At 40.0% G+C, this 13,197-nt stretch carries 9 protein-coding genes; 6 read left to right on the top strand and 3 right to left on the bottom strand.

From position 1 onward, the window contains the following. The first annotated feature begins 496 nt into the window (after positions 1-496). Both IEY67_RS01010 and IEY67_RS01005 read left to right on the top strand, forming a co-directional pair. On the top strand, positions 497-1,051 hold the full coding sequence (locus IEY67_RS01010) for an NAD(P)H-dependent oxidoreductase (protein WP_122353215.1): 555 nt from the start codon (positions 497-499) through the stop codon (positions 1,049-1,051). Positions 1,052-1,191: 140 nt separating this feature from the next. Further along, positions 1,192-2,628, top strand: coding sequence for a Gfo/Idh/MocA family oxidoreductase (locus tag IEY67_RS01005; RefSeq protein ID WP_122353214.1), 1,437 nt, complete (start codon positions 1,192-1,194; stop codon positions 2,626-2,628). Between the two features lie 143 nt (positions 2,629-2,771). On the opposite strand, the gene IEY67_RS01000 is transcribed toward IEY67_RS01005, so the two are convergent. Together IEY67_RS01000 and IEY67_RS00995 are read right to left on the bottom strand one after the other, a co-directional pair. Next, complete coding sequence (locus IEY67_RS01000) at positions 2,772-3,245, bottom strand: arsenate reductase ArsC (protein WP_122353213.1); 474 nt, start codon at positions 3,243-3,245, stop codon at positions 2,772-2,774. Between the two features lie 51 nt (positions 3,246-3,296). Continuing rightward, complete coding sequence (locus IEY67_RS00995) at positions 3,297-3,680, bottom strand: helix-turn-helix domain-containing protein (RefSeq protein WP_122353212.1); 384 nt, start codon at positions 3,678-3,680, stop codon at positions 3,297-3,299. Between the two features lie 366 nt (positions 3,681-4,046). Here IEY67_RS00995 and IEY67_RS00990 point away from each other — a divergent pair, with 366 nt between their 5' ends. Genes IEY67_RS00990 through IEY67_RS00975 form a run of 4 tightly spaced genes read left to right on the top strand, consistent with a single transcriptional unit; the run spans position 4,047 to position 11,761 of the window. Continuing rightward, positions 4,047-7,244: a SusC/RagA family TonB-linked outer membrane protein gene (locus IEY67_RS00990; RefSeq protein ID WP_229800921.1), complete on the top strand. Its 3,198-nt coding sequence runs from the start codon at positions 4,047-4,049 to the stop codon at positions 7,242-7,244. A 20-nt stretch (positions 7,245-7,264) separates the two neighbouring features. Beyond that, positions 7,265-8,929, top strand: coding sequence for a RagB/SusD family nutrient uptake outer membrane protein (locus IEY67_RS00985; protein WP_183670396.1), 1,665 nt, complete (start codon positions 7,265-7,267; stop codon positions 8,927-8,929). Positions 8,930-8,953: 24 nt separating this feature from the next. Continuing rightward, on the top strand, positions 8,954-10,387 hold the full coding sequence (locus IEY67_RS00980; RefSeq protein ID WP_183670398.1) for a DUF3863 domain-containing protein: 1,434 nt from the start codon (positions 8,954-8,956) through the stop codon (positions 10,385-10,387). A 6-nt stretch (positions 10,388-10,393) separates the two neighbouring features. Further along, positions 10,394-11,761, top strand: coding sequence for a DUF3863 domain-containing protein (locus IEY67_RS00975; RefSeq protein WP_183670400.1), 1,368 nt, complete (start codon positions 10,394-10,396; stop codon positions 11,759-11,761). Between the two features lie 63 nt (positions 11,762-11,824). Here the strand turns inward: IEY67_RS00975 and ilvA are convergent, their stop codons facing one another. Then, positions 11,825-13,024: a threonine ammonia-lyase gene (ilvA, locus tag IEY67_RS00970; RefSeq protein ID WP_122353208.1), complete on the bottom strand. Its 1,200-nt coding sequence runs from the start codon at positions 13,022-13,024 to the stop codon at positions 11,825-11,827. Between the last annotated feature and the right edge of the window lie 173 nt (positions 13,025-13,197).

Below are 13,197 nucleotides of genomic sequence, written 5' to 3'. Positions count from 1 at the left end.
AACTATGGAATACTGTCAAAATGGAAGTATCATTAATTGGCTAAAATAGGCTAAATATGTTTTAAATTCGTCAACGGAACGGTTTTGTATCTTAAAAGAGTTAATTTTGTAACAAATTAGTTGTAATTAGTTTACGATATCAGGAGATCGAGAATTAAGTGTTAACTGAAAATCTGATTTTAATAGAATTTATGAATAAGTTCTACTAGAACAATATCACTTGGAAAACTATCAAATAGTAACTATATATTTGTGAACCATATAATTAATTTGAATTTTAATCGGAACTGCATAGGAAACATAGAATGTTTTTATATGTTAAAATTAGACGGTTTTCATTTCTCTCTCGTTCCGGAATAACTCTTTTTTCAGATCGATTGTAATTCCGATGATCGTTCGATCATAATTTATTTTATTTGTTGTAATTTCATAGATTTCTTTATTTTTGTAAAAACATAATTGGAATGCGACTTTACATTATTAAAAAAGTAATATTATGAATGACGGTTCAAAAAAAGTAGTAATTCTTCTGGCTCATCCTAACCTGAAGGAATCACAGGCAAACAAAGCTCTAGCCGATGCGGTAAAGGATATTGACGGTGTCATGGTATATGATCTGTATGAATATCAGGATCAATCTTTCGATGTAAATCTGTGGAGTACGATCATCTCTGATGCTTCGATGATTATTTTTCAATTTCCTTTTTACTGGATGTCGGCTCCTTCGCTTTTAAAGCGATGGCTGGATGAAGTTTTTACTTCGCTGGCGAAAACACCTGCAGTAGCCGGTAAACCGTTGCAGATCGTTACGACGACCGGGTCGGAGTATGCTGCTTATCGCAGTGGAGGGCGGAATGGTTTTACTATGGATGAACTTCTACGTCCTTACCAGGGTTGTGCGATACATGCCGGAATGACCTGGCACACGCCATTGGTTGTCTATGGAATAGGTAGTGCGGATGCTTCCAGAAACATAGTGGCCGGGGCTGAAGCTTATAAACAGAGGGTAGAAGCTGCATTGACAGACCATACGATGCAGAATATTTGGTAATTACTATATGATGAGGATCGGATTAATTTGAGAACTTTCTTCCTCAAATTCTTTTAAATCAATAAAAAATATCTATTTTTGCGAAGTTGATGTTTTTAATGTTTGCGCAAACAGTAATTAATTATCTAATAAAGAATACCATGAAATCAGAAGACATCTCACGTCGCTCGTTCCTGAAACGGGCATTGGCTTTATCGGCTGCAACTGCAATTCCTTCGTTTTGGATCCCTTCGAAAGCGGGTGCAATGCCGGGTGTACCGTTCGTTAGTGCGAACGAGAAAGTGAATATTGCATTTATTGGCATTGGAAACCGTGGTGGTGAAATAGCCAAAGAATTGTATAAGACCGGATTGTGTAATGTAGTGGCCCTGTGTGATGTGGATATGGGTGCAGCGCATACACAAGAGTTGATATCTATGTTCCCGAAAGTTCCCCGTTATCAGGATTTCCGTAAGATGTTCGATCAGATGGCCGGAAAGATCGATGCTGTGACGGTAGGTGTTCCCGACCATGCCCATTTCCCGATCACGATTGAAGCGATGGCACATGGAAAACATGTATATGTAGAGAAACCGATGGCCCGTACTTTCCAGGAGATAGAGCTGATGATGCGGGGCGAAAAGAAATACGGTGTTGTTACGCAGATGGGTAACCAGGGCCACTCGGAAGCGAATTATTTCCAGTTCAAGGCATGGAAAGAAGCCGGATTGATCAAGGATGTGACAGCCATCACCGCACACATGAACTCTCCGCGCCGCTGGCACGGATGGAATCCGAATATCAAACATATGCCGATGGGAGAGCCTGTTCCTGAAACAATGGATTGGGATACCTGGCTGGGTGTAGTGCAACATCACGATTATAACCATGATTATCATATGGGACAGTGGCGTTGCTGGTATGATTTCGGTATGGGCGCGTTGGGCGACTGGGGAGCACATATCCTTGATACGGCTCATGAATTTCTAGATATGGGATTACCTTCCGAAGTGAATCCGATCTATCTGAAAGATCATAACAATTTCTTCTTCCCGATGTCTTCTACGATCTTGTTCAAATTTCCGGAAAGAGGAAACATGCCGGCTGTTGATGTAACTTGGTATGATGGTTTGGATAATATTCCTCCTGTACCTGAAAACTTTGGTTCTTCAGATGTCGATCCGAACATACCGACTGTAGCCGGTGGAAAACTTCAGTTGATGAAACTGAATCCCGGAAAGGAAATATATTCAAAGACATTGACATTTAAGGGCGGTTCTCATGGTAGCACCTTGTCTGTTATCCCGGATAAAATCGCCAAAGAAATGAATCCGACTCTTCCTGAATACCAGAAAAGCCCGTCAAACCATTATGCAAACTTCCTGTTGGCTTGTCAGGGAAAAGAAAAGACACGTTCACCGTTCTCGATAGCAGGTCCGTTAAGCCAGGTATTCTGTCTTGGCGTATTGGCACAACATCTGAACCGCAAATTGGTGTTCGACCGCGATACCAAGGAGATCGTAAATGACGACTTCGCCAACCAGATGCTGTCCGGTCAGCCTCCGCGTAAAGGATGGGAACAATATTATAATGTATAATATAAAAAGCAGAAGCCCAAAGTGTATTAATCGAAATATATTTTGGGCTTTTATTTTTTCAATCTTCAAACATTACAAGTTATAAAAATATCCGGGAAAACAAAGTGGCTAAAGCCGGTAAATATAGGATCCGGCTTCGACTATTAATTACACCTGCAAAATCTGTTTGCTCCACAGGTGCATGTGGGACCACCATCGCCATTTTGTATTTCGTCAGTGTAAAAATCATACATTTTTGTTTTGATCTGATTACATATCCGACGAAATTCACTTTCTATAAATTCGGGTGTTCCTTTGGCTTTGGATGGATCGTAAAAACCGATATGCACACGATGTCTGACTTTTCCTTTGAAAACCGGACAGTTGTCATTGGCTTCACCGCAAACTGTAATGACATAATCCCAGGGTTCGTTCAGATATTCATTTATCGATTTAGGTATATGGTGACTTATATCGATACCGGAATTGCTCATCGTTTTGATAGCTAGCGGATTCACTTCTTTTTCCGGCTCTGTTCCTGCCGAACAAACGATCAGATTCTTGTCGAAAGACTGTAACCAACCTTGCGCCATTTGGCTGCGGCAACTGTTGCCGGTACATAATATTAATATTTTCACGTTTGGGAATATATATGTTTTTCAAAAAAACAAAGATATGTATTTGTTCCCTTATTTCTTCTCGAGATCCTCTATCCTTTTCAAAAGAACTTCGATAAGACGCGAATTTGACTTAACCAATTCGCGGAGATCATCATTGTTGTCGACATTTACTATGCTACTGTCACGTGTGATCCATACCCGACCATGGTCTTTGGGATAGTTATTATAGGTATCACCCTCTATTCGTGTGAAAAGTTCAACAGCCGACATATTGAGTACTTCTGCTATTTTGTTCAGACGGGTAAGAGTCAGATCTGTTTCTCCATATTCAATTTTACAATAGGCACTGGTAGAAAGATTGAGCTTTTCACTCATTTGTTCCTGAGTGAGATTTTTCTCTAAGCGAAGTAATTGAAGGCGTTGCCCCACTAATTTTTTTAAATCTGTAGCCATAGTAGTAAAAAATTGAATAATATTCTTCTTTTATCGGTCAAAAGTAACAAATTAGGTGGATATAATATAATCTCTTTTCAGTTTAACTTTGTAAAGTAAAAATATTTTATAATTCTTAATTCAATAAAAGAAGAAAATGCAGACTGATGCTAAGGTCTTTATATCTAATGTTCATCTTGTTAAAAAAGGAAGGCAAGCAAAATGACTATAATTATAAATCAATAAACTTATAGGAGGAGAGAATATGTAAAAAAGAAAACCAGGAAGATCAAAGTTTGCGACCTTTCTTCCCGGTTTTTGACATCAAAAGGATCCCACATTAATAATGCTATTAAAATAAAGTTTCACTTTTAATAAAACAAAGATATGAAATTAACTTTTCTAATACTATCAGATTATAATAAAAATAAAATCAGTCTGTTAGTTTTAACTGTTTTACTGTTTTCCTGCCTGGCCGGGAATGCAAAGGAACAAAAAGCTTCCTATCAAGATGATCAAATAATTATTACAAAAAGTAACTCAGCAGATAAAATTATCCGGATTACCGGGAAAGTTACAGATACAAATGGAGAGCCTATTATTGGAGCAAATGTTTCGACTAAAGGTACAACTTTGGGTACTATTACAGATATTAATGGAAGCTTTTTGTTGGATGTACCTTCGGAAACAGTTATTTCCATTTCTTATATAGGATATTTAACTCAGGAAGTTAAAGTAAAGCAACAAACGAGTTTGAATATAGTACTTAAAGAAGATACTCAAGCTTTAGAGGAAGTTGTTGTTGTTGGTTACGGTACTGTGAAAAGAGCAAATCTAGGTGGTGCTGTTGCTACAGCGGATGCCAAAGCATTTGAAGCTCGTCCTGTTCAAAACGCAGTGACAGCTTTGCAGGGTGAAGTTCCGGGTTTGACGATTACTCGTTCCGGAGGTGGTGCCCCGGGGGCGGAAACAACGATGAAGATTCGTGATGTGTCTTCTATTAATGGTGGTACTCCACTTGTCCTGATTGATGGTGCGGAAGGTGATATTAATTTGATTAATCCTTCTGATATCGAAAATGTATCTGTATTGAAAGATGGTACAGCTGCTATTTATGGAGCGCGTGCATCCGATGGTGTTGTTTTAATCACAACAAAAAGTGGTAAGCGCAATCAGAAAACTACAGTTAGTTTTGATGCTTATTATTCAGTGAAGACTCCTGCTCTGCTAAAGAAGACAGCCAGTTTGCTGCAACATGCAGAAATGGCATTGGAAATAACGGATGGTTCTTTCCCTATTGAATATACAAAAGAAGATTTGGAATTGATCAGGCAAAATAGTGATCAGATATTGACTGGAGTAGAATGGGGGCGTTGGGGTAATATTTATCCTAAGTTTTTTAAAAACCAGGATTGGAACGATATAGTTATCGGGAATGGTAATATGCAGAATTATAATGTAAATATTTCCGGTGGTGGTGAAAGATATTCTTATTTGGTTTCTTTAGGACATCAACGTGAAGAGGGATTACCTAAATTCGGGAAAGACCTCAACAAGCGCTATTTTGTTCGTGCAAAATCTAGTATTGAAATCTTTAAGAATTTGACTTATGACCTCAATCTTGCTTATGAAGCAAGTAATCGGGATTATTCTTCAGGCTTAACGGAGGGACAGAATATATGGGAGTTGATTTATAAAACTCGTTCATGGACACCATTACGTAATCCGGCTGGAAATTTTTATACATTTGAAGGTTTTGATAACCCGGCCCAGGTTTTGGAAGAAGGTGGTATGGCTAATAAAACGACAGGGAATGTCACTGTGAATAATCAGCTTCGTTGGAATGTTATTGATGGTTTGGATCTGGTAGGACAAGCTGTTATCCGTAAATATGACTTTGATGAGAATGTGACAAATAAAATTATTTATAGCCGTAATTGGGAAGATGTAAATCATAGAACAGCCCGTACACCGAATAATGCAGAACGCCGTTATTCGAAAACATTGTCGAAGAATTTCACATTATATGCTGATTATAAAAAGAATTTCAACGATTTACATGACCTGAGCGTAATGGTGGGAACTTCTCATGAATCTCAGAATTATGATAAGTTCACTGCTAAACGTATTAATTTTGATCAGCAGGAGAACATGTCTTTACAATTGGGTGGTTCTGAAAATCAATCGGCGTGGAGTGAAGGCAATGCATGGACGATCAATTCTTTCTTCTCGAGAGTAAATTATACGTTTAAGAACAGATATATTATTGAAGGAACACTTCGTGCAGATGGTAGCTCCAGATTTGATCCGGATCATCGCTGGGGATATTTTCCGGGAGTGAATGCTGCCTGGAGGCTTGGTGAAGAAGGTTTTATGAAAAATCTGAATCTGTTTGATGACTTGAAGGTGAGAGCTTCTTATGGTGAGATGGGTAATCAGTCCGGTATTGGCTTATATGATTATATCCAGTTGATTTCTTTGAGTAGCGATTATTATCCATTTGGTGGCGGAACAAAAGGGCAGATGGCAAAGTCCGGTAATATTGTTTCGACATCCCGTACATGGGAAACTATCCAGACGACAAATATAGGTTTGGATTTTGCAACATTGAAAAACCGTCTGTATGGATCGTTTGATTATTTCTGGAAAGAAAATAAGAATATGTTGATACCGAAAACGTATCCTTCCATGTTAGGAGCTGATGCGCCGAGTACGAACAGCGGACATTTGAGTATTAGAGGTTGGGAGGTTGCACTGGGTTGGAGAGATCAAATAAATGACTTCAGTTATTCTGTCCGTTTTAATTTGAGTGATGCTCGTAACCAGGTGGTAGAGAGAGTCGGCAGTAATTTGATCAAATTAGGACTGAATGAAACTCCGACCGACTATCCGCTAAATTCTTTTTTCGGATATGAGTTTGATGGCATTATCCAGGATGAGCAGGAGTTGAAAGATTATATTGCCCGTTTCCCGAATGGTGGTATTCCCGGAGATTTAAGCGTTGGTGATGCTAAATATAAAGATCTGGATGGCGATGGAAAACTTTCTGTTTTGGGCGATGGTAAAGAAGGGAGCGGTGACGTGAAGTATTTGGGTGATAAGAATCCACGATACAATTTCGGTATGAATCTGAGCGCAACATATAAAGGGTTTGATTTCAGTGCATTTATCCAGGGAGTTGGTCGTAGAACTATGTTCCTGGAAGGTGAGGCAAGCAAACCAATGGCAGAAGCATGGTTCCAGTCGGCAGCCTATTGGTATGGAAAGACCTGGACAGCAGAAAGAACTGATGCACAGTATCCTGCGATTACATCGACAAGTAAGCGAGGTTATAATTATTATTATTCTACGAACACAAAACATAATGTAGGATATGCTCGTTTGAAGAATTTGCAGTTAGGATATACTATTCCTTCATCTGTTACTGCCAAGATCGGATTACAAAAGCTTCGTGTTTATTTTTCCGGTGAGGATTTGTTTGAAATTCATAATACACCAGGAGGTTGGGATCCGGAAGAAGATGGTCAGATTACATCCTATCCTTTTGCCCGTAATTACTCTTTTGGCGTCAATGTTGTATTTTAAAAACTAAAAATCAAAAGATCATGAAGAAATATAAAATATTATTGGGAGGCTTAATCTCTGCGACTTTATTATTTTCCGGCTGCCAGGATATAGATTTGTTACCTAAAGACAATTTGCCTGACGAGCTTTATTGGAAAACTCCGGAGGATTTTATGAAAGAAGCAAATTGGCTATATTCCCGTACGGAATCATTCGATACCAAGGATACGGATAGTGATATTGGTTATGAGATGAGTGAGAATACAACAAGTAACGGGACATTGATAGCGCCGAATAGCGATACAGACTGGTCTGATCGTTTTGAAGATTTGCGCCATTGTAATATAATTATTGAAAAGGCAGCGCTATATGAAGGGAATCAGGCTGAGATAGAACGCTATGTGGCTGAGGCTCGTTTTTTTAGAGCTTACACGCATTGGCGTTTGATGAAAAAATTCAATGATGTACCTATTTTGACGAAAGTGCTGGATGTCGAGTCTTCGGAGTTATATGGTAGTCGTAACACTCAGGAAGAAGTCGAGAACTTTATTTTGTCGGAGTTGGATGCTGTCTGGCAGTCGTTACCATTGCAGAGTGAATTAACATCCGAAGAAAAAGGGCGTGTCACGCAGGGGGCAGCTCTGGCTTTGAAAGCAAGAGTGGCATTGTTCGCCGGAACCTGGGCAAAATATCAGCAACATCGTTCAGACTATCAGCAATTATTACAACAGGCGATTGATGCAGCGCAAAAAGTCGTTGACAGTAAAGAGTATGCGTTATATGAAGGTTCCGGGGATGAAAGTTATCGTTATTTGTTTATCGATGCTGGCGATGATTCTCCGGAAGGTATTTTGGATAGCCGCTATTATGAAGATATTCGCTATCATGGGACAGCCCATTCTGTTTATTGGGGTTGGAGAGGTACGCCGACGAAGAAATTGGCAGATATGTACCGATGCAAAAGTACCGGTTTACCGATTGAGAATGCTGATTCCGAATTTAAAGGTTATGCGACAATTGAAAGTGAATATGAAAATCGGGATCCGCGTATGAAGCAAACATTTCTTATGCCTAAAACCATTTATTGGAGTCCGCAGATCGGAACAGATTCTTGTACAGCATCATTTACAGTGCGTCCTGAAACTCGTACAGGATATAAATTATACAAATTTATGGCGGAAACCTCAAATCCATCGGACAAGGATGCTTTCGACTATCATATTATCAGATACCCGGAAGTACTGTTGATTTTGGCAGAGGCTACTTTTGAAAAGGAGGGAGCGATTAGTGATGAGTTGTTGAATAAGACGATCAATGTTATCAGATCTCGTAAAGGCGTGGAGATGCCTCCGTTAACAAATGCTTTTGTCACAAGTAATGGCTTAGATATGCAGACAGAGATTCGTTGTGAACGTACTATAGAGTTGGCATTCGAAGGTTTCAGGCGGGATGATTTGAGACGTTGGAAAACTGCCGAAAAAGAATTAACTGAAGCTCTTCGTGGTATTAAGCTGAAAGGTTCTGAATATGAAAATCTAAATGTACTGAACGATGGTAATCCGGGTTTGACGGATAAGGATGGTTTCTTAATTGTAGAACCTGCCGAAAATCGTCATTTTGAAACTCCGAAGCATTACTATTATTCATTGCCTTTGGATGAACTATTCTTAAATCCGAATTTGGCACCGAATAATCCTGGTTGGTAATTTGATTTGTTTTAGTTTTGTAACATGAAAAACATAATAACTAAAAATTTATCAAAAAGCTGTTTGGTCGCATTGGTTGGGATATGTCTGTCGACTTTTGTTGTTGAAGTGAAGGCTGAGACACCCGTGGTACCGGAAATATCTGTAAAACCAATGCAACTGAATGGGAGTCGGTTTGTGACATTATGTTTCATGATCCGAACTACACCTTGGGAAGTATCTAGAGATGTCAAGCTGCATCCGCGTGATGAGGTGGACTGGCATACACTTGAATCGGTTCGTGATTTGCGTGAATCATTTGCTAAAAATAATCCGGATGGTCGTTTGACATGGGGATTTACATTGAATGCATTGGAAGACCAGCGCAAAAATTATTGTGAAATTCGTGAATATGTGGTGGAATGTCAAAAGAGGTATGGTGATGAAATCTCTTATTTTCCAGGTTATTTTCCTGCCATGTATTTACCCCGCGAACGTATCAACCGTGAAATGTCGGAAGCCATTCAGATTATTTCGAATATGGTAGGTCATGGTTATCGTCCTAAATGTATTATGGGGGGATTCCTTTCTGCAGATAATTTGAAGTATTTGGCTGAAGAAGAAAATATCCATGTAGCCCATGCTGTTATTTGGAGCCAGCATAGTATTGATGGTGGTGGGGCTGATGGCTCACCTTCTTATCCGTTTTATCCATCTACTGAACATTTCTGTAAACCGGCTCAGGGGAAGAATGATTTTATCGATTGTGTCAATCTGGATGGTTGGACAATGGATTTTATCTGTGCCCGTCGTGCAGGACAGAGCGGACATGAAATTACAGGCTATAATAGTCGTCGTGGTGTCGGACCGATCGAAACGTATAAAGGTTGGGGGTTGGATTTAGGACATCGTGAAGTAATGCATACGCAATCTATTCATTTTGACAAGGGAATGGAGCTGAATGGTTTTGGATGGGTTACTAATATTTGGGAAACACAGATGTATTATGAGTTCGGTAAAGATTTGATTTGCGGAGCTTTAGAAAAATGGGTCGGTGATACAAAAAGACGTTGGCCGGATGTCCATTTTGTAACTTATGGTGAATTTGGTGAATTATGGAGAGCCGAATATAAGTCGAATGACGATTGGAATTATAAATTCATTGAAAGAGGTTCCGGTCTAGGCGATTCTTATAATAATCTGGAAATCCGTTGGTTTATGAACAAGGAATTTCGTTTGGCATTGTTGCGTGACTGGCATAACAAGAAATCTCCTACTTTGGTGATTGATTTTACTCGTTATGATTTACCTGCTGAAGAACCGAAAGATCCCTCGCCTGAACATCCGGTTCGGGACTGGAGTTTGATAAACAGAATCAACCAAAAGAATCTTCGCCCGCAGGATGAACCTAAAGAGTTGAATGCTTTGGATTCAGAGGATCAGGCATTGATTAAAAAGTATTATCCGGAATTATTTTAATAACATATGAAAAACATAAAAACTATACTTTTCTGTTGCTTATTCGCATCATTTGTGTCGAATAATATATGTGCGGAAGGAACTTCTTATAGTTCAGTGGATGCTGATCAATCTAAACTTACTTTAAAAGAGAATCGTTTTCTGACATTTAATACGATTATCCGAGTCAATCAGATTGAAGTGACCAGAGATAAAAGTGTTGGAGAGGATGAACGGGCATGGCATACACCTGAAAGGGTAATACAGTTCCGTGATGCGATTGAAAAAGGTTTTCCCGGTTCTAAGATAACATGGGCATTTAGCTGGTTGGCTTTGCATGACACGACTGCCAATTATCAGAAAATTCGTCAGTTGGTGGTGGATTATCATCATAAATATGGTGATGAGATTACCTTTATTCCGGGTGCTTATTTTGCAAATGCGTATAATTCAACGGAACAGGTTAATATGGATTTGCATGAAGGCTTACAACGTGTATCGGAAATTGTAGGTGATTCGTACAGGCCCAATAGTATTGTTGCCGGTTTTTTGTCTGCCAAGAATCAGCAATATTTAGCTGAAAAAGAGGGTGTTCATGTTTGTCAGGGGAATATTTGGAGTCAATATGCAATCGACAACCAGGATGGTGACGGGGCGGTTAGTTATCCGTTTTATCCTTCTATAGAACATTTCTGTAAACCGGCTCAGGGAAAAGAGGATTTTGTCGATTGTGTGAATCTGGATGGTTGGACAATGGATTTTTTAGCTGCCCGTCGTGAAGGTTTTGCAGAAGGATTTAACAGTCGTATGGGAGTCGGTCCGATCGAGACATTGCGAGCTCACGGGTATGATAAAGGTTTACAAGAGATGATGCACTCAACTGCAATTCACTTTGATGATGGTTTCAAGAGAAATGGTTTTGCATGGGTGACAAATTGTTGGGAGCTCTCTTTGGATATCGATACAAAAGGACTGACAAAATGGTTGCAGGAAATTCGGAATCGTTGGCCGGAAGTTAAATTTATTACTCAGGGTGAATTTGGATTGTTGTGGAGATCTGAATATAAAGAGAATAACTTTGATTATCGGTTTTATGAAAAAGGTTCTGGAATTGGCGGTTCTGACGCTGATAAAGAGATTTATTGGTATATGAATAAAAGTTTCAGATTGGCTATTTTAAAGGATTTGAATACGCAAAAAGAGCAGATTATCGATTTTACTCGTTATGATGTAAAGGCGCAGGAACCAAAATCCGGATCTACTCGTAACTGGACTTTGTTTGGTGATATTAATCAAAAGCAAACTCGTAAACAGGATGCTCCAATTTCTAAGAATCAACTATCTGAGGAACAGAAGGCGCTGATCCTTAAAGAAGGTATTAATCTTGGTTTTTAAAAAGAAAAACAATAGCATCTACTAAAATAATCAGGCAGGATCGATTGATCCTGCCTGATTATTTTACCCCGGAATGATTTTATACCCTGCTGCCGTCAACGTGTACTGTATCTGGTCGATATGTTCCTGGTTGCGGGTTTCCATTTCCAGACGGAGATAACAACCGTTGATGTCGGCTGTATGGCTGACCCGTTCATGGTGAACGGATACTACATTCGCTCCTGTACGGGCAATGATCTCGGAGACATGTTGCAACTGTCCGGGTTTATCTACCAGTTCGATAGTCATGGTATAGGAACGGCCGGATTTCTGTAAACCACGTCCGATAACGCGTGACAGGATCGTAACGTCGATGTTACCGCCCGAAACCAGGCAGATCGCCTTTTTCCCTTTGATAGGAACTTTATTGAACATCGCAGCGGCTACAGCTACCGCACCGGCACCTTCTGCAATTAGTTTATGCTGTTCGATCAATGCCAGGATCGCTGTCGATATCTCGTCGTCATTGACCGTAACGATTTCATCCACATACTTACGGCAATACTCGAAGGTATGCTCGCCCGGTTCCTTCACGGCAATGCCGTCGGCTATGGTACGGACGAACCCCATACGCTCAATTTTGTTATGTTCGATCGAGTTCAGCATACTTGGGGCACCACTGGCCTGTACACCGTATATTTTTACGTTCGGATTCAAATGCTTGATCGCAAAAGCCACCCCGGAGATCAGTCCGCCACCACCGATCGGTACGATCACAGCATCCAGTTCCGGTAGCTGTTCCAGTAATTCCAGTCCGATTGTACCTTGTCCGGCAATAACGTCTTCATCGTCGAAAGGATGGACGAAGGTGTATCCCTTTTCATCTCTTAATTTCAACGCCTTCTGGTAAGCATCGTCATACACGCCTTCCACCAGGCAGACATCTGCTCCATACCATTTGGTGGCTTCTATTTTAGAGATCGGAGCATTATCCGGCAAACAGATAAGGGATTTGATACCATGAGTGGTCGCAGCCAATGCAACTCCCTGGGCGTGGTTGCCGGCAGAGCAGGCTACGACACCTTTTGCTTTCTCTTCTTCTGTAAGTTGTGAGATTTTGAAGCAGGCGCCACGGACTTTAAATGATCCTGTGATCTGTAAGTTCTCCGGTTTCAGATAAATATGTGACTCCGGATTGATATTTGGTGCACTGATCAAGTCTGTGCGACGGATAACCGTTTTCAGGGCAAAAGATGCCTGATATATCTTATCGAGTGTAAGCATGAATGTAATTTTGAGGGAGCAAATATAGCCAGAAATCAGATATCTCACTGAAACTGGAATGCTTTTTTATTATCTCGCCAATATTTCGTATATTTACACGCTGGAAATTGTTTTCCGGTTAGAGGCTGAAAAAGAAGAAAGAGCACCATATAAGTATATGAAACCAGAGGATA

The sequence above is a fragment of the Parabacteroides faecis genome (assembly GCF_014647375.1).
Lineage (GTDB): Bacteria > Bacteroidota > Bacteroidia > Bacteroidales > Tannerellaceae > Parabacteroides > Parabacteroides faecis.
This window is presented reverse-complemented; position numbering and strand designations above follow the sequence as displayed.

What these genes read in the sequence shown, in the direction of transcription:
- IEY67_RS01010 (WP_122353215.1), top strand. Translation starts at nt 497, where the DNA reads ATGAATGACGGTTCAAAAAAAGTAGTAATTCTTCTGGCTCATCCTAAC.
- IEY67_RS01005 (WP_122353214.1), top strand. Translation starts at nt 1,192, where the DNA reads ATGAAATCAGAAGACATCTCACGTCGCTCGTTCCTGAAACGGGCATTG.
- IEY67_RS00995 (WP_122353212.1), bottom strand. Translation starts at nt 3,680, where the DNA reads ATGGCTACAGATTTAAAAAAATTAGTGGGGCAACGCCTTCAATTACTT.
- IEY67_RS00990 (WP_229800921.1), top strand. Translation starts at nt 4,047, where the DNA reads ATGAAATTAACTTTTCTAATACTATCAGATTATAATAAAAATAAAATC.
- IEY67_RS00985 (WP_183670396.1), top strand. Translation starts at nt 7,265, where the DNA reads ATGAAGAAATATAAAATATTATTGGGAGGCTTAATCTCTGCGACTTTA.
- IEY67_RS00980 (WP_183670398.1), top strand. Translation starts at nt 8,954, where the DNA reads ATGAAAAACATAATAACTAAAAATTTATCAAAAAGCTGTTTGGTCGCA.
- IEY67_RS00975 (WP_183670400.1), top strand. Translation starts at nt 10,394, where the DNA reads ATGAAAAACATAAAAACTATACTTTTCTGTTGCTTATTCGCATCATTT.
- ilvA (WP_122353208.1), bottom strand. Translation starts at nt 13,024, where the DNA reads ATGCTTACACTCGATAAGATATATCAGGCATCTTTTGCCCTGAAAACG.